This window comes from Niallia endozanthoxylica (genome assembly GCF_008710145.1).
Classification (GTDB): domain Bacteria; phylum Bacillota; class Bacilli; order Bacillales; family Cytobacillaceae; genus Bacillus_BD; species Bacillus_BD endozanthoxylica.
The window spans coordinates 23130-41141 of sequence record NZ_VYKL01000025.1; the positions used below are offsets into that span (position 1 = coordinate 23130).

Genomic DNA, 18012 nt, shown 5'->3' on the forward strand with positions numbered 1-18012 from the left:
CAAAAAGTCATATGTTCGACTTTTGGATGCCTCTTTTCTTTTTAAAATGAACTTTTTCCTCATACATATTATTATCAGCTAAATCTAATAACTTCTGTAAATTCGCAGCATCTACAGGATAGACCGCTTGACCTATCGAAATCGATACATTCCCTTTATACTCCCAATCTTCCGCGTCCAACCTGCTTTTAAAATCATTTATTTTATTACTCAATACATTTACATCAGAAAAGACGGAAAGAATAATGAATTCATCTCCGCCCCATCTGGCTAGTATATCTTTCGGCCCAAAAGAATGACGCAAAAGTGTAGAAAGGGTACCTAGCACAGAGTCTCCTTCTTGGTGGCCATACTGATCATTAATTTCTTTAAAATCATTTACGTCCAACAACAAAATGGAGATATTTACATTTTTTCTATCCGCATATTTGGCCAGACTCCGGAACTTATCATGTACATAACGTCTGTTATACAAGCCGGTTAGAGGATCTCTAGTTGATAAATAGACATATTTATCATACTGTTTTCCAAGCAGCCACGCTAATATTAATACAATTATTGCCGGTATTGGATAAGGGTGGGGCGGATGTCCAAAGTGAATGCTAACCATTTCCCTAATGAACAAAAGCAAAATAGCAACAAATAGCGCACTAATCACTCTGCCTCTATATCCCATTTGTTGCTTCACTCTACGCTTCACCTTTATTCTCCTATTGCTTGCTGTTTGATTAATAGGTTAACTATTTCATTGCTAGGTACTGGACGGCTAAAGAAGTACCCCTGTCCCTCAGCACAATTAAGATTAGAAAGAAAATCTAATTGCTCCTCTGTTTCAATGCCTTCTGCAATCACACTCACATCTAAATGAGTGGCCATATTAATGATTGTTTTCACAATAACAGCACTTTCATTTTTTAGGTCTTCAATGAAAGAACGATCAATTTTTAGGCTATCAATTGGAAAATGTACTAAATAGGCTAGTGAAGAATAACCCGTTCCGAAATCATCTATAGATAATCGTACACCAAGAGACTTTAATTCCTTTAGAATCGGTATGGTATATTCAGGGTCTTGCATTAAGCTTTCGGTAATTTCCAATTCTAAATAGTCTGGTTGTAATTTTGTCTCATGTAAAACCCTTTTCACCATTCCAATCAAATCTTCTCGAAACAAGTAAGGCGATATATTCACACCTATTCTTACTGGAGAGACTCCACTTTCCTGCCATGTCTTATTTTGCCTGCACGCGGTTTCAAGAACCCATTCAGTCATTGGAGTAATTAAGCCATTGTCCTCTGCCAACGGGATAAATTCAGAAGGTGGAATGTTCCCCAAAGTTGGATGCTCCCAACGAATTAAAGCCTCCACTCCAATAATCTTATCAGAATGGATATCTACCTGCGGCTGATAATGAAGCGTGAAAGCTTTTTCTTCTACAGCTTGACGTAAGGTTCTTTCTAATTTCATTGTTCTTGTTATATTTTCAAACATTTTAGATGAATAAAACTGAACCGCATTGATCCCTTTATTTTTCGCTAAATACATAGCACTATCTGCCTTTTTGACAAGAGATTCTAAGTCTTCCCCGTCTTTTGGAAAGGTACTGATTCCAATACTTGCGCTAAGATAAAACCGTTCATTATTTATCTGGAATGGATCTGAAAACAAGAAATTAATTTCCTTTGTGAATTCCTTTACTTCTTCGATTGAACAATTCTTTAATACGATAATAAATTCATCCCCGCCAAATCTATACAAGTCCGCTTTATCTTGTAAGTGAGTAAATAATCTGTTTGAAACAGCCGATAGAACTTGATCTCCCATACTGTGACCTAACGTATCGTTTATATATTTAAAACGGTTTAGATCCAAAAATAGAAGTGCCAATTGACCATTTTTCTTATTTTCGTTTAACCACTGACTTAACTCACTATGGAAGTAGCGTCGATTACGGAGACCTGTTACTTCATCATGATTAGCGTAATGGCGAATCTGCTCTTCTACCTTTATTTGTTCTGTAATATCCTGCCGTATGGAAATATATTGATAAGGGATCCCCTTTTTATCCTTAAATGGAATAATGGTTGTCTTTACCCAATAAAAAGAGCCATCCTTCGCTTTATTTTTTATATTCCCCTTCCAAATTTCCCCTTTACGAATGGTTTTCCACATTTCTTTGAAAAACTCTTTCGTATGGTATCCAGAGTTGACAATCCGATGCGTCTTTCCGATTAACTCACTCTGACTATACTTTGACATAGCACAAAAGGTATTATTTACATAGGTAATGATTCCCCTGTAATCGGTAATGGCTACAATGGACGATTCATCTAACGCAAACTTAAAATCTTCCAATTCCTTTATTTTTCTTGCTAAATCTATTTCATTCTTCTTTTCATTTGTAATATCTTTTCCAAAGACCAATAATTCATTTCGGCTGCCATCATCATGAAAAAAGGGAACTTTAATCACATCAAAGATTCTCAATTCACCCTTATAATCATAAACCTGCTCCTCGCACTTCGTCACCTCAGCATTTAACCATGCCTGTTCATCGGATTTCCTGCAAATGTCAAAAAAGCATTGAAAATCATGATACCGTTTTTCCAGTTCAGGATCTTTTTTCCCTGAAAGATGCATTTCATTTAACTGCTGGAGATCTTTATTATTCGTAAATGTATTAATTCGAACCCAATTACCTTCTCCGTCTTTCATGCAGATAAAATCGATTAAATGCTCCATTATTTCCATTAGCAAAAATTTTCCAACATTTATTTCGGTATTAAAGTCTATCATTTTCCATTATTTCCCTTCTAACAAGAAGATTTCAATCTATGAGGTAGTTTTTGGGGATAGATTATATAGGTTTATTATACTAATAAATGATATGGACATCTATAAAAACAATCATTTCACCGTACAATTTGACCTAGTATTTTACTAGTATACCGAAAAAGAAACTGTTGCAATAGACAACAGTCTCTTTTCTGTTGTTTTTTCTATATCTTGAACTTCCCAATGAGCATCTGCAAATCTACCGCCATAGTGGATAGGGCATTTGCTGAAGAAGAGATTTCTTCCATTGCTGCCAATTGTTCCTCTGTAGCCGCCGATACACCTTGTGTACCTGAAGAAGTAGACTCAGAGACTTCAGTAATGAATTGCATCGATTGAACAATTTGCTCAGATCCTGCAGCCATTTCCTGAACAGCAGAGGAAATCTCTTGAATTTGTATAGTTACTTCATTGATAGAACCTTCGATTTGTCTGAAGGATTGTCCAGCTGTATTGACTATCCCAATCCCTAAAAATACCTCTTTTGCCGCTACATCCATAGACTCTACGGCTTTATTGGTTTCTCCTTGGATAGCAGATATTAGTTGGGAGATTTTCTGAGCTGAACCTGCGGACTGCTCTGCTAACTTACGCACCTCGTCAGCTACCACTGCGAAACCTCTTCCATGCTCTCCTGCTCTTGCCGCTTCAATCGCGGCATTTAATGCAAGGAGATTGGTTTGTGCAGCAATATCGGTAATCGCTCCGATAATTTGGCCAATTTCTTTTGAGCGCTCTCCTAGTCCCCCGATCACTTCAGATAATCCATTTACTGTTTGATTAATGGAGTTCATCTGCTCGACGGCAGATTTGATGGCCTGTCCACCTTCTAATGCTTTCTCAGAAGCATCGATAGCAGAAGAGGATACACTGTGAGCATGATTCGCCACTTGTTGTATACCAATAGACATTTCGCTGATTGTTTGAGAAGTTTCTTCCACACTTTGTACTTGGTTATCGACACCAACAGCTACTTCCTGCATGGCTGATGCAATATGTTCTGTAGCCTGACTGGTTTGCTCTGCACTTGCTGTCAATTGTTGCGCTGAAGCGGCTACCTGTTCAGCATTAGAACCCACTTGACGAATCATTTCACGAAGACTGATTGTCATTTGATTAAAAGAATGTGCTAAATCACCAATTTCATCTTTATTTCTTACCTTAATTTCCTCTGTAGTCAAATCTCCAGATGCCATTTTTTCTACTGCTTCGGCTATAGCCACGACTGGTTTTGAAATCATACGACCAATATAAACAGCAATCATTACACCGACTGCCATAGCAATAATTCCTAGAACTAACACGATATTCATACTTGATTGGACTGCTGCTGTTGTTTCTTTATTTCCATTATCTAATAAACGTTGTTGATATTCTGTGAATTCTTGTATCTTTTGATCAAACCGTTTGACAATTTCTCGGCCTTGCGTAGATATTAGATTGGCATATTCACCTGTCTCATCCTCCTTAAGTTGAAAGACTACTTCAGAAAATTGATAATACTCCTGTTGAATTTGATTTAATTCCTGCAGCATTCCCTTTGCTGTCGGATGCGTAATAATACTGTCCAATATTTTACTTGTTTCTTGATATTGTTCATATGCTTCATTAAAGCTATTGAGTGCGGTATCATCCCCTAAAATCATAAACCCGCGAAGTCCGACTTGTTCTTTTTTTATAGCTAAATCTAACTCCTTAATCAAAATAAGCTTAGTTGCTTTATCATCAATTAACTCACTATAATTATTGTCGACCGATTTAAGCTCAATATAGCTGATGACTACTGTAGCTGCCAAAATGATCAATACACCAAAAAAACCCGCAAAAAGCTTTTTACCTACTGTCATCTTCACAAATATGATCCCCTTTCTGTCTCTATATGGAAATATCCTATGTACGTGTTCTATTCTTTCTACACTAAAACGAGCTCACTAGATTAATAATCAGGAGATTTAAATTTTTACATATATAAAGATTATAAATTACTAGTTCATTTGTCGCGGTGATAATTATCACGGAAGTAGGGGTTGAAGTACGCTTAAAATCATCGCACTTTTCCGTGACTCACGACAAATAGCCGTACATCATGATTTATCTATCAGATGTACGGCTATTTTATTTCCTCATGCAGCGTGAATCCTTTTTTACTAAAATATACTTATCCTGCGGCTATTTGTTCTTTCTTATTTGATTCTTCATTTCCCAAGGACACTTTATCAGGTTTAACAACGAATATACTAATGAAAGTCGCAATCGTGAAGAGAGCCATAATGACATATAACACCATTGTATAGGATTGTGTCTTTTCTAGAATAAAGGCACTTAGCTGGTTGCCTGTCAGCCCCGCCCATGCCCAAGCAGACAAGGCCAATCCGTGTATAGTAGAAACATGATCTAAACCAAAGCGGTCAGATAATAGCGGTGGCAGTGATGAAAACCCTCCGCCGTAACCTGCATTGACGATACAAAGCAAGGCGATAATAAGGATCGCGATAGATTGATTAATCCCATCAAACACAACGGTTAATAATAGGGCTGCAATAGATAAAAGGAAAATAATTTTATAGATGGAGTTACGATCTTTGAATCGGTCAGCCCATGAAGAGAAAGCAATCCGTCCGCCTGCATTAAAAATAGCGGTTAACGAACTAACTAAACCAATCGCCCCAAATCCAATGAATGCTAAAATGCCTTTTTCCTGTGAAATTAAAGCTAACCCGCATGTAATATTAATATAGAACATCAACCAAATACCGATAAATGTTTTATTGGTTAACACCTTTCGATAGCTAAAGCTCCTGCTTTGTACACTTTCTTCTCTATATCCGGCTGGTTTCTTTAGAAGCAAGTGTCCAATAACCATCATCACTAAATAAATCCCTGCTAAAATATAAAACATGGTATAGACATTGGCAGGATTTACTAAAACTCCGTCATTGTTCCTTTCTCCAAGCAGTTCTTCCATTAAAGGACTTGCAATAACCTTCGCTAGGCCAAAACCTGCAACAGCAAGGCCTGTTGCTAACCCTTTTTGCTTCGCAAACCAAAGCATTAATGTTTTGACCGGTGTTAAATAACCGATACCAAGTCCAATCCCCATTACAATTCCATAAGAAACATAAATACCTATCAATGATTTTTGATAAATAAAGAAGCCTGTTCCTGCCATCCCAACAACAAAAAATATGGCCGCAAGCAGTGACGACTTATGAATGTCTTTTTCAACCAATTTCCCACCAAAAGCGGCAGACATACCGAGAACAAAAATAGCTAAACTAAAGGCCCATTCCACTTCACTAACAGGTCTCCCAATGTAAGTGGCAATATCGCCCTTGAACAAGGACCAACAGTACACTGTACCAATGCTGCAGTGAATGAGTAATGCTGGAAGTACAGCACGAATCCACTTGTTATCAAAATTCTTCATTTCATAACCCCTCATTTCCATTCAACCCAAAATTATAACTACGAATATTATCTTTTTATTGAAACAATACATTCGTTTATATAATACACAACAACAAAATTACAGTTAAAATTTAGGTTAAATTTAGTTTATATACGAACATTAACAAAATCATTATATATTATCTTCGTATATAAAAAAATGATAATTTTTAACATATAGGTAGTTATAATAAGGAAAACTACTAAAAAAACATGGCAACGATGTTAAAATATTGGACGTATCATACTTCCCAACTTACAATCCGCAAATAAAAAACAGCCTAATCATAATAATTAGACTGATTCCAAGTAAAAAATGAACAAACGGTTTCTAATCATAAAAAAACAAATCCCACAAAAAAATTCCCCTTGTTAAACAGGGGAAATTTAATAACCATTTACAAAGTTAACAATGGTTTCTTTTTCGTCTTCTGTCAGTTCCCTTTTTACATACTTTTCGTATTCCTTCATGATTTTCTCTTTATCTCCATTGCAACTCTCTGTATATTTCGCAATACTTCTAAGCTTGACGGCTTCCTGATTAAATTCTTCTTTTGAAATTGGCTTTTGATGCGATGGGATATATGTATCTGCCTCAAACGATTCTAATTCATCTAATAGCCGCAGTGTTTCCTTGATTGTATAGTTGTCTTTTTCGGAAAAAATATCTGGGTAAATGCAATCACCAAGAAAGAGAATCTTTTCTTCTTTGATATATATGACTGCTGAATCTGCAGCGTGATCTCCTCCAACATGTTGAACGATACAGGTGACCCCGCCAAGATCAATTTCTACTCTTTTTTCAAAAGTTACATCTGGCAGAACAATCGTGATGTCTCGATGATCCTTGTATTCTTCCTTAATGGCCTTTGCACAAAATTCAATTTCTGACCCTTCTCTCACTCGTGCGTCTAATGCCTCATCAGACCATGAAAGCGGGAGTAGCTTCTCTATTTCTTTTTTTGTTTCTTTCGAAGCAATGGAAACCGTATGAGATAATCCTGAAAGACCAAAGATATGATCCCAATGCCAATGAGTGAGAACAACTATGTCAGGATTGGGAACCTCCCTTTTTAAAAGTTCTTCTAGAAAATAATTTGCATGGTCTTCCGAGTTGCCTGCATCAATCATTAATGTCTTGTTCTTGCCTGCCACCATCCCTAAAATGGGCCGGTCGGTCACTGATACGGGCGTGCTATACCAAAAAGTTTTACCTATTTTATTTATTGAGTGCATAAAGAGCTGCCACCTTTCTTTTATTATTCTGAGCCGAATGGCGGCTGTTTACTCACAAGGGGATTTCAAAAAAACGCATTTATATATGATGGGGTTCTATATAACTAAATGAGTTTTTTTCTATTAAGAGGGAGTCCGACAATGACTATGGCCTGCTTCTATTACCGTTTTCATTAACTAACTTATATTAGGTTGAGGGTTTGGAAAGTCTATTTTAGAAAGGAGTGGATAAAATGAGTAATACAAGTAAGCATATGCCTTTTCTAGATTTAACTGCAACCGAAGTATCTAACCTTTGGTCTTCCTTTTTAATGAACAGTATGCAACAAAGACTTCTTGAATATTTTTTTGCCAGTACAGAAGATAGCACAATAAAACTAGTAATAGAAAAGATGCTAGATCAATCTAGAAGGAATATCATTGAGCTCAAGGAGATATTTGACCAAGAGAAACTTAATGCTCCTCTTGGTTTTACCAATGAAGACGTGAGAATTGATGCAACCAAAGTATTTTCTGATACATTTATCGTACATTTTTGTTTTGATCTAACACACCTCTCTTTGAGTACCTATCCTATTGCATTAGCAGACTGCACCAGAAACGATATTCGAGATCACTTTCAGAAAAACATTGCATTTACAGTAAAAATTCAAAATGAAATTGTAGACATCATGTTATCCAAAGGAATATATTTGAGACCTCCACAAGTAGCGATAGATAGTGAGGTGGAATATGCTGAGAACTTCATGTATCTTAATGGTTTTTTTGGAGGTTCAAGACCTTTAAATGTTGCTGAAATCGCAAATTTATCAAGGATTATACATAGGGCACAGTTTTCAAAAATGGTCTTTGTTACCTTTAGTAAATTAGCCCAAACAAAAGATTTAAAGAAACATTTTGGTAAAGGTAGAGATGGGATTGAAAAAGTATTAGATTCACTTCAAGAAGTTCTTGATAACGAAAATATTCCGATTTCAGCCTCAGGGGACTATCAAATTTCCAATACAGAGATACCTCCTTTTTCCGATAAGTTAATGTTGTTTTTTGTAAATACTTGTTTGGGCATATTCTGTTTTGCTATGGTCAGTCAGGCTATGACTTCTAGTTTAAGAACAGATATAGTTTCTAAATTAAGTAAAATATCGGATGATATGAAGAAGTTTTATGGAATGGGTTTACTTTTAGCAATAAAAGAAAACTGGTTTGAACAACTTCCCCAAGCTGTTGATAGAAAAGTTTAGTTAGATATTTAATTATTTGTTCATAATAAATACCTTATAAGAAAGTCTTAACTAAAAAATATTTTTCACATAATAAAGCTTATGCTGATCAATAGGGTTGCTGAGGCAACCTTTTTTTATTTGACTAACATGTGCAATGTTGAAAAGGACAACAGAAAATCCGTACAATCGTTGAAAACATAAATTTAAATAATTCCTTTTCCATTCTGAACAAACCATAAAAATAACGCCTCTCGGAACGTGTCAAGTTATACTGTCATAAATTGATTAGGTAAAGCAACATACTTTGGAGGAAAGAGAATGAACCCTATGTATGCCTATCGAGTAAATCCGCAAATAACACAAAATGGGCCCATGCAAGTTATTGTCATAGAACCTTTTGTATATGAAGCGCTACGCAGTCTAATAGGAAAAAGAGCCGTCCTTGATACCACACGTGGTTCCGTTAGCGGAATGGTTGTTGATGCAAAGCTTGATCATGTTGTCATAAAAGAGCATGATTCTACATTCTTTGTTCGCCTACGTGAAATCGTTTGGATAATGCCTGAATCTTAGACCTACCCATGATTTCATTAGCTACCGCCCAAATCCAAAGATAAAGTAAGTCTTCTAAACAGCATCAATCACACGAGCCTTTCTTAATAGATAGCCCCCAATAGATGGCAGTAAATTTTATGCAAACCATAGAAAATATAGGATATGGTTCGCCATATCACAGTCACAGCCAACCACCACTAAATATTTGTTAGTGGTGGTTCGGCAAGTTTAAAAATATGAAATGAAAGAAATTTATTCCGGTATGATGATTTCCATCTTCCCTTCCAGACAAGCTATCTCTATCACCTGATCAACAAACAAATAGGGTGTATCAAATCGATCCTGTTTTTTCATAGCCAGATAATGATTATTAGCAGTAAGGACAGGGAATACCGCATTCGTCTTCTTAAACATATTTTGCTGAACCTCTATTTCAGCCATCAAAATGATTTGTTTTTGAGAGATAGCAAAAAAGAGCTTCCCAATTTCTCTATCATTGTCCACAATGGAAATCTGTTGGAGGATGGAAATAAGGCAAGTGACAAAATCATTCATCTGCTCGTTTGTTAAACCATCCAACTGCCCTTCCTCTAAAGCTTTGTTCACTCCATTTTTCATTTCCTTGAAGGAAAATACATCTTCAATTCTAAGAGCCTGTTTCGTTTTTCCAAGGCTTTCAAACTTTTTTCTCACTTCAAATAAATAGTCCTTAATAAAACCTGCATACTGTTCCCGCAGCACAACCAAATCTGTAAGTTCATTCATGCTGCGAATCTCTTTGCATCGATGGCGGATTAATTGTAAAAAGGCATAAACATCCTTCTCATCAAATGTATGATTCACTAATTTACGATAATAATATTCTAATAATGATTGTTCTTTCTTATCCATCTGTCTCTCCTAGTAGTTATATTCATATCTTTCTTATTGTACAACTTATAAGTTACAGAGAATATTACTATTATGTATCCAACTTATTAAATCGACATAGGAATTCTTTTTCTATCATGTACGGGTAGTAAACATGGTTCTTCCGCTAGATAGTTGACTCATCCGTGTGAAAAGTCCTTTTCACACGGATGAGTCAACTATCTATTAGTATATGTCGAAATATTAAAAAGGACATATATATGTTAAAAAGGTCTATACTTGAGATTAGTAACATAACAATAAAATTTGATTGAAACACCGGGAAGGTTCTCGTACTTCACTCTCTATTTCAATGGAAATAAACACTCATCAGCATTTCATACAAAGCAAAAAGAGACTAACAATAGACGGCTAAGCCTCTCTACTGTTCATCTCTTTTTCTTGTTTATTAAAGAACTAATAAATAAGGATTTTCAATATAGTTAACTAAGGTACTTAAAAATTCAGCCGCCAATGCACCGTCTGCTATTTGGTGGTCGAAGGTGAGGCTTAATGGAATTTTCTTAACGGATTTAACCTTGCCTTCTTCATCAAGGATTAATTCATCCTGGAAAGCCCCTACTCCTAAGATACCTGTTTCTGGTGTGTTCAGAATAGGTGTAAAGTATTCAATTCCACTGGCTCCAAGGTTTGTAATGGTGAAGGTTGAGCCAGTTAGTAGATCTCCGCTTGCCTGACCGTTTCTTGCTTTCGTCGAGATTTCTTTTATTTCTTTTGCCAGAGCACCGATTGTTTTTTGGTGTGCATCCTTAACGACAGGGACTAATAAGCCATCATCCAAAGAAGTTGCAATCCCTAAATGAACCTCGTCAAATTCTGTCAGCTGACCATCCTGATAGTGAGAGTTCATTTTCTTCAAATCTTGTAAAGCTAAAACCGTTGCTCGAGCAATTAATACCGTCAATGTAAGCTTGACATCTAAATCAGCTGTCTCAATTTTGTTTCGAAGCACCTTTTGGAAATCTATTAGGCTATCAGCATTTGCCTTTCGATGTAAAGTCAATTGAGCAGTTTGTCCCAAGCTTCTACGCATATTGCGAGCAATGGCTTTTCGCATTGGATTCAGGCCTTCACCAATAGATTCATAATTGGCAGCAGGCGCAGGTACAGCCAGGGCCGCTGCAACTTGTGACTCTGCTTGATAATCATATCCACTCGCTAAAACACGTTGAATATCCCGTTTGGTAATTCTACCATTTCCGCCGGTTCCCTTTATTAAATCCTTATCCAGATTATTTTCTTTTACCATTTTTCTTGCTAATGGAGTAATAAAAATCCGGCTGCCTTTGACTTTGTTTTGTTCTGTTTTAACCAAATTAGCACTAGGATTAGCCGCTTCTTCACGGCTAGCTGAAGGCTGATCGGCCTTTGCTTCATTCGTTACAGGCACTTCGCCCTCTTCTCCAATTATAGCAATAGTCGCACCTACTTCTAATTGATCATCTACATTCGCATTTTTCGCTAGTAAAATACCTGTAATGGGAGCTTCAACGTCTTGGTTTAATTTTTCAGAACTGATCATTAAAACAGATTCGCCCTCATTAACGGGTTCTCCCACTTCTTTATACCATTCCACAATCGTACCTTCTGTCATTGTCATTCCTAATTTAGGCATTACAATTGTTTCACTCATTCTTATTCACCTCCTAGTTCCTTACTTGTTGTTTTTTCAAATCAGCGATTAATTCTTCCGCAACAGTCAGCACTTTATTTGCATCTGGAATATAGGCTTGTTCCAAATTAAATGCAAATGGTACTGGTGTATTTGGCGCACATACTGTTTTAATCGGGCCATCTAAATAATCAAACGCTTTATCCGCCACGACGGATGCAATATCCGTTGCTGTGTTATTATGTGGATTCGATTCATCCATGACAATCAAGCGGCCTGTTTTCTTCACAGAGTTCAGAACAGTTTCTTCATCCCATGGTGCTACTGTTCTTAAGTCAATAACTTCCACTGAAATTCCATCCTTATCCAATGTTTCTGCTACCGTATGGGCTACGTGCACCATTTTACCGATTGCCACAATGGTAAGGTCTGTTCCTTCTCTCGTTATATTGGCTTTTCCGATTTCAATCGTATAATATTCTTCAGGTACCTCCCCTTTCATGCCATAAAGGGTCTTGTCTTCTGAAAAAACAACTGTGTTATCTTCTTCAATCGCCGCTAGCATCAATCCTTTTGCATCATATGGATTGGAAGGAACAACCACTTTAACACCTGGAATCGCACCAAACATTCCATACAAGGTTTGGGAGTGCTGCGCAGCCGCTCCTACACCTGCCCCATGGACGGTCCGAACAGTTAGAGGGATTTTTGCCTTTCCGCCGAACATATAGCGCATTTTGGCTGCTTGATTTAAGATTGGGTCCAAAGCGAATCCAACGAAATCATTAAACATTAATTCTGCAATCGGACGTAAACCTGTAGCGGCAGCACCTACTGCAGCACCAAAATATGCATGCTCTGCGATTGGTGTATCAATGACACGTCCGCGGCCGAACTCTGTTACCATCCCCTTGGATAATCCGAAAACACCGCCAAATGCATCATCATAACGGCCATCGTCTTTCACTAAATGATCAACTTCAGCGCCTCCCGCTACATCCGTACCAATTAAAATAACGGTTTCATCTTTTCTCATTGCCTGTGACATCGCCTCAGTAATAGCAGTCATAAAAGTTACTTCTCTTTTTGTCATTTTTCATTCCTCCTATTCTTATGCAAAGATATCCGTATATAAAGTTTCTAAATCTGGCAGTGGACTTGCTTCTGCAAACTCAACAGCTTTTTTGATGGTTTCCTTCGCTTCGGCTTCAATACGATCGGCTTCTTCTGCTGTCATCCAGCCATTTTGAAGGGCTTTTTCTCTTAATTCGATAATTGGATCACGGTCTTTATTTGGATCGTTATCCGTTTTGTATTTTTGTTCGTCCCCTTCAAAGTGACCGAATTTTCGGTACGTATCACATTCAATCAGGGTAGGACCATTCCCTGACTTCGCTCTTTCAATCGCTTCTTTTGTCGCATTATATACAGCCTCAACATCCATGCCATCCACACGTACGCCTGGCATATTATAAGCGGATGCTCTTTCCGCAACCGTTTCAGAAGCACTTGCATATCTAAACGGTGTCCCTTCACCAAATTGATTATTTTCACAAACGAAAATAACCGGCAGGTCTAAAATGGAAGCTAGGTTTAGGCCTTCATGGAATAATCCTTCGTTGGATGCTCCATCACCAAAGAAGCAAACAGCCACATTGTCACGGCCTAATGTCTTAATGCTAAGTGCCGCACCAGCCGCTAAGCCGAATCCGCCGCCAACAATCCCATTGGCACCTAACATACCTTTACCAACGTCAGCAACGTGCATGGATCCGCCTTTACCTCCGCCTAGGCCATCCTTTTTTCCCATAATTTCTGCCATCATGCCATTGATATCGCAGCCTTTTGCAATCGCATGTCCATGTCCACGGTGAGTACTTGTAATATAATCCTCTTCATCTAGTAGAGCCATGACTCCTGTTGCAACAGCCTCTTCCCCAGCATACAAATGAACAAAGCCTGGAATTAACCCTTTCCCGAAAGTACGGTGTACATCTTCTTCAAAAAATCTGATTTCATTCATCTTTTGATATATCCAAAGTACCGTTTCCTTTTCCATTTATAATTCCTCCTTATAGGTTGTTTACATATGAATGGCTTGTTTGAATAAAGCGTTTGCATTTTCTCCAATCGCTTCAGAAATGGCCGGATGGGCATGAACCATGCTTGCTAGCTCATTCATCGTTCCTTCTGAATGCTTCATGGATAAAATTTCCCCTATGAGCTCGGTTGCATTGGCACCGACAATGACAGCGCCTAGTATTTCATCATATCGATGGTCGGAGATTATTTTGATAAAGCCTTCTGTTTCACCCATTGCAATGGCTTTCGCATTTCCTGCTAATGATGATGTGCTGATTTTCACATCATAACCGGCATTTATCGCTTGTTCTTCATTTAGACCAAATGAAGCGATTTCCGGATGTGTATAAACGCATCTAGGAATTTCTGTTTGATCTAAAGACTGAGGCTTCTCCCCATTCATGGCTTGAACCGCAATCAGACCTTCTGCACTTGCTGCATGTGCCAATTGATAGCCTCCGATCAAATCTCCTACGGCATAAACATGTTTTTTACTCGTTTCATAAAAGTCATTGACAGCCACAAATTTATTCGAGGCATCCATTTTTAGGTTTAAATCTTTTGCCACTTCGATATTTGGTGTCCTGCCCGTTGCGACTAAAAGAGTGTCATATGGAATTTCTTGATCCGCTAAAATGATTTTTCCTTGTTTCACTTCCCGGATTTCAGCTTTTATAATGGTTTGTACTTTTTTCCTTTGTAAATGCTTTTTAATGATTTTACGTGCGTCAAGGTCTTCGGTTAAAAGAATATCAGGAGCTACTTCAATAATGGTCACCTTTGTCCCAAGTGGTGCCATGGCAAAAGCCAACTCTACAGATATCACCCCGCCGCCGATGATGACCATCGATTTCGGACATTCTTTCAAGTCAAAAAATGAATCGGTAGTTAAGTAGTTTACTCTATCCAATCCCTTTATTGGCGGAATAAAAGGTTTACTTCCTGTTGCTAATAAAATATCCCTGCCCTTTATTTTGTCGTTACCGACGGAAACCACTCGGTCTTCCGTTACAGTGGCATCTCCTTGGAAAAAAGTAATCTTGTTTTTCTTTAAAAGATGGTCCACTCCACTAGTCAATGTCTGTACGACTTGATCTTTACGCTTCATTAATTTTGGAAAATCAATGGATAATTCACCTGTTTTAATGCCCCAGCTATTTGCCTTTTGAATCTCTTCAACCATTTCACTATGTTTTAATAGTGCTTTTGAAGGTATGCAGCCGACATTTAGACAGGTTCCACCTAATTTCTTTCTTTCGACGATCGCTACCTTTTTGCCTAATTGAGCTGCCCGGATGGCGGAAACATATCCCCCAGGTCCTGCCCCAATGACAACTAGATCAAATTCTTTCATTTCTGTTCATCACCTTGCTTTCGTCTTGAAGTGAAAATTTTCTTTACACTTTTATATAATGCAAGTATCGTGCCAACCTTTTTAAAAAAGTGAAAACGCTGTCACAATAAGGCTGATCCTCTTTCATTGTCTAATCATTCATGTATCAGTTTTGTCTCAATGAGACAGATTGTGTCTCACTTGTCTCATGTGTCTCACTGTCTCGAGACAAAAAAACCTCCATTTTATCCTTCTCAACTGAGAGTAGGTATAAAATGGAGGTTTTATATGATTACATTTTTCCTTTCCAATCTTCAGCAGTCAGCTGAAACTGTTTGATTTTTCGATACATGGTCGCGCGAGAAATATCAAGGATTTTTGCAGCGTTTGTGACATTTCCATCCTCCTGAATCATCGCTTCAATGAGTCTATCCTTTTCGTCTTCTTCTACCGGGCAGTCAAGCAATTCTGGTGGAAGATCGAATGGAGAAAGACTATTTCCTTCCATATTAAACAATGATTGTTGAATAACATTTTTTAATTCCCGAATATTCCCTGGCCAATGATATTGTGTCAGGTACTGCATCGTATCTGGTTGTACGACAATATCTCGTTTGCCAAATTCTCCGCCCATTATGTTTATGAAGTGATAGATCAATGCAGGGATATCGCTGCTTCTTTCACGTAAAGCAGGGATTCGCAGCTGGATCACATTAAGTCGATACAAGAGATCTTCACGAAATTCACCTTTTTGTACAGCTTCCTTTAAATTTTTATGAGTAGCCGCAATGACACGTACATCAAGCGGAATTGGTTTCCCCCCGCCGAGTCTGGTGACCACCCTTTCTTCCAATAACCGAAGCAGGTGGACCTGCAAATCTAACGGCATATCTCCAATCTCATCAAGGAAAATCGTACCTCCCTGAGCTAACTCAAACTTTCCAGGACTTCCTTTCGATTTCGCTCCCGTAAATGCACCTGATTCGTAACCAAATAGTTCACTTTCTAACAAACTATGTGGAACAGCTCCACAGTTAATGGCTACAAAGGGTTTATCACTCCGGTTACTTCCCTGATGGATTGATTGGGCAAAAAGCTCTTTTCCTGTCCCTGTCTCACCTGATAGAAAAACAGTGGTATCGATCATCGTCGCTTTCTGAGCTTTTTTTACGATATCTGTAAACGCCTTTGAAGAACCAATCATATCATCAAAACTATATCGTGTGGATTGAGAATCTCTAGATTGGATTCTGTTTGGTTTTTGTGGTTTTGCGATAGAAAGCTCTGTATTTTTTCTAAAAAAGATAACAGCTCCTAAAATCTCATCCTGGAAAGTGACAGGATAAATAGAGCAGATAAATTTTTGCTTATTTTTATGATGAAGACATACCTCTTCTCTTAGAACCTGTTGCCCATTATGTAAAACAAACTCTACGAAGCGATTTAACTTTGGTATGCTATTTAACGTTTGAACATCACTTAGAAGGGAATGTGATTTAGCGGCAGCATTTTTTTCGATAATACTTTTTCCACCATCCACGATAAATACAGCATCTTCCACACCTTCTAGTGCCGTATTTAAAAATAAATGATTACGTAAAGCATATTTAAAAAAATATTGATTGATAGATTTGGAGATTTGATTCGCTTCAGAAAAGATTAACTTAATATGTTGCTGATTCAACTGATTATTACATCCTGCAATATTAATCACACCTAACAGCTCGTTTGTAAACGGATACAAAACTGGGAAAGCAGCACAAAACCATTCATGATTTTTTTCACAATAATGTTCGGAAAACAAAACTTGCGAGTACTGTTTGGTTTTCAGCGCAAGCCCTACTGCGTTTGTTCCCGCTGATTTCTCACTCCACGTTCCCCCAGTGAGAATATTGATTTTCTCCGCTTTCTTCAAGATTTTCTTTTCACCTTCAGAATACAGGACTGTGCCGTAATTATCTGCAATGGAAAACATCGTTTTAGATTCATTTAATAGGTCGGATAAATTTTTTATTTGCGGGGTAGCAACCGTCAGTAATTCTTTATTTTTCTCAAGACGGTCATCTAAATCGGTTTGGGTAATAATTTCATTAATTTTCTTTTGAAAAGGACTGATGCCTAGCTTTTTCGAATCTTCCCATGAATTGAAAATGTCCATACGGATCTCTCCACCCATATATTGTCCCATTTCTTGATATTGCTTCCAAATTTTATTAATAGAAAGGTTATATTCCATGGATCCAACTTCATCATTTGTAAGTGTCGGTTTCATCAAATGCCCTCCAAAATATATGAAAGATTAAGAATATTATATCACAATCTAGTACTAATCAGGATGCGTTATTTAGTTTACGAGTTTTGAAACAAGTTTTTTTGAGGAGTACACTGGTATAACAATTCCCAGCTTCCCTTCCAGACAAATGATCTCAATCACCTGATCAGCAAACAAATAGGGTGTATCAAATCGATCCTGTTTTTTCATATCCTGATAATGATTGTTCTTTCTTATCCTCACTATTGTACAACGTATAAGTAATGAGAACATCCCCCGTTTGGAATCAGACGATTACCCCATTTCAGAAGGAGGATTATTCTCACGAAACGGAAAAGAAAGAAGATTTTCCGGAAAAAGTTTTACTAAAAGGTCCTGGAAATAATATAACAGCGGCACGCTCGTCAGAATCACATTCAAATGCTTCATACCTATATGAACGTATCACAAATATCCAAATCTCTTATTTTAGAAGCCGCTCGGGGAA

13 protein-coding genes are annotated in these 18012 nt (G+C 37.5%); 2 read left to right on the forward strand and 11 right to left on the reverse strand.

All coding sequences use genetic code 11. The features are described from left to right. Positions 1–7 precede the first annotated feature (7 nt). The 5 genes from F4V44_RS15905 to F4V44_RS15925 form a co-directional block, all read right to left on the reverse strand. Positions 8–700 (reverse strand): GGDEF domain-containing protein, encoded by a 693-nt coding sequence (locus F4V44_RS15905; RefSeq protein ID WP_150441007.1) that lies wholly within the window; start codon positions 698–700, stop codon positions 8–10. 2 nt (positions 701–702) lie between these two features. Continuing rightward, positions 703–2796 carry a bifunctional diguanylate cyclase/phosphodiesterase gene (locus F4V44_RS15910; protein WP_150441008.1) on the reverse strand — a complete coding sequence of 698 codons (2094 nt, stop codon included), beginning with the start codon at positions 2794–2796 and terminating at the stop codon, positions 703–705. Positions 2797–2999: 203 nt separating this feature from the next. Further along, positions 3000–4682, reverse strand: coding sequence for a methyl-accepting chemotaxis protein (locus F4V44_RS15915; protein WP_223881929.1), 1683 nt, complete (start codon positions 4680–4682; stop codon positions 3000–3002). A gap of 311 nt (positions 4683–4993) precedes the next feature. Continuing rightward, positions 4994–6262, reverse strand: coding sequence for an OFA family MFS transporter (locus F4V44_RS15920; RefSeq protein WP_150441010.1), 1269 nt, complete (start codon positions 6260–6262; stop codon positions 4994–4996). Between the two features lie 407 nt (positions 6263–6669). Then, complete coding sequence (locus F4V44_RS15925) at positions 6670–7518, reverse strand: MBL fold metallo-hydrolase (RefSeq protein WP_150441011.1); 849 nt, start codon at positions 7516–7518, stop codon at positions 6670–6672. Positions 7519–7751: 233 nt separating this feature from the next. Here F4V44_RS15925 and F4V44_RS15930 point away from each other — a divergent pair, with 233 nt between their 5' ends. Beyond that, positions 7752–8759 carry a DUF3231 family protein gene (locus F4V44_RS15930; protein WP_223881920.1) on the forward strand — a complete coding sequence of 336 codons (1008 nt, stop codon included), beginning with the start codon at positions 7752–7754 and terminating at the stop codon, positions 8757–8759. Between the two features lie 300 nt (positions 8760–9059). After that, positions 9060–9314 carry a DUF2642 domain-containing protein gene (locus F4V44_RS15935; protein ID WP_223881921.1) on the forward strand — a complete coding sequence of 85 codons (255 nt, stop codon included), beginning with the start codon at positions 9060–9062 and terminating at the stop codon, positions 9312–9314. A gap of 234 nt (positions 9315–9548) precedes the next feature. On the opposite strand, the gene F4V44_RS15940 is transcribed toward F4V44_RS15935, so the two are convergent. The 6 genes from F4V44_RS15940 to F4V44_RS15960 all read right to left on the reverse strand — a co-directional run bounded on the left by F4V44_RS15940 (position 9549) and on the right by F4V44_RS15960 (position 17525). Further along, positions 9549–10187: a hypothetical protein gene (locus F4V44_RS15940; protein WP_150441012.1), complete on the reverse strand. Its 639-nt coding sequence runs from the start codon at positions 10185–10187 to the stop codon at positions 9549–9551. Between the two features lie 427 nt (positions 10188–10614). Further along, positions 10615–11859, reverse strand: coding sequence for a dihydrolipoamide acetyltransferase family protein (locus F4V44_RS15945; protein ID WP_150441013.1), 1245 nt, complete (start codon positions 11857–11859; stop codon positions 10615–10617). A 13-nt stretch (positions 11860–11872) separates the two neighbouring features. After that, positions 11873–12931, reverse strand: coding sequence for an alpha-ketoacid dehydrogenase subunit beta (locus F4V44_RS15950; RefSeq protein ID WP_150441014.1), 1059 nt, complete (start codon positions 12929–12931; stop codon positions 11873–11875). A gap of 18 nt (positions 12932–12949) precedes the next feature. After that, positions 12950–13897 (reverse strand): thiamine pyrophosphate-dependent dehydrogenase E1 component subunit alpha, encoded by a 948-nt coding sequence (locus tag F4V44_RS27415; RefSeq protein WP_191090714.1) that lies wholly within the window; start codon positions 13895–13897, stop codon positions 12950–12952. A 24-nt stretch (positions 13898–13921) separates the two neighbouring features. Further along, positions 13922–15274 (reverse strand): dihydrolipoyl dehydrogenase, encoded by a 1353-nt coding sequence (lpdA, locus tag F4V44_RS27420; RefSeq protein ID WP_191090715.1) that lies wholly within the window; start codon positions 15272–15274, stop codon positions 13922–13924. 271 nt (positions 15275–15545) lie between these two features. Further along, positions 15546–17525, reverse strand: coding sequence for a sigma-54-dependent Fis family transcriptional regulator (locus tag F4V44_RS15960; protein ID WP_150441015.1), 1980 nt, complete (start codon positions 17523–17525; stop codon positions 15546–15548). Between the last annotated feature and the right edge of the window lie 487 nt (positions 17526–18012).

Bases quoted from the DNA above. Each gene is read 5' to 3' on its own strand.
- F4V44_RS15920 (WP_150441010.1), bottom strand. From the start codon at position 6,262: ATGAAGAATTTTGATAACAAGTGGATTCGTGCTGTACTTCCAGCATTA.
- F4V44_RS15940 (WP_150441012.1), bottom strand. From the start codon at position 10,187: ATGGATAAGAAAGAACAATCATTATTAGAATATTATTATCGTAAATTA.
- F4V44_RS15925 (WP_150441011.1), bottom strand. From the start codon at position 7,518: ATGCACTCAATAAATAAAATAGGTAAAACTTTTTGGTATAGCACGCCC.
- F4V44_RS15950 (WP_150441014.1), bottom strand. From the start codon at position 12,931: ATGACAAAAAGAGAAGTAACTTTTATGACTGCTATTACTGAGGCGATG.
- F4V44_RS15930 (WP_223881920.1), top strand. From the start codon at position 7,752: ATGAGTAATACAAGTAAGCATATGCCTTTTCTAGATTTAACTGCAACC.
- F4V44_RS15935 (WP_223881921.1), top strand. From the start codon at position 9,060: ATGAACCCTATGTATGCCTATCGAGTAAATCCGCAAATAACACAAAAT.
- F4V44_RS15910 (WP_150441008.1), bottom strand. From the start codon at position 2,796: ATGATAGACTTTAATACCGAAATAAATGTTGGAAAATTTTTGCTAATG.
- F4V44_RS15945 (WP_150441013.1), bottom strand. From the start codon at position 11,859: ATGAGTGAAACAATTGTAATGCCTAAATTAGGAATGACAATGACAGAA.
- F4V44_RS15915 (WP_223881929.1), bottom strand. From the start codon at position 4,682: ATGACAGTAGGTAAAAAGCTTTTTGCGGGTTTTTTTGGTGTATTGATC.
- F4V44_RS27415 (WP_191090714.1), bottom strand. From the start codon at position 13,897: ATGGAAAAGGAAACGGTACTTTGGATATATCAAAAGATGAATGAAATC.
- F4V44_RS15960 (WP_150441015.1), bottom strand. From the start codon at position 17,525: ATGAAACCGACACTTACAAATGATGAAGTTGGATCCATGGAATATAAC.
- lpdA (WP_191090715.1), bottom strand. From the start codon at position 15,274: ATGAAAGAATTTGATCTAGTTGTCATTGGGGCAGGACCTGGGGGATAT.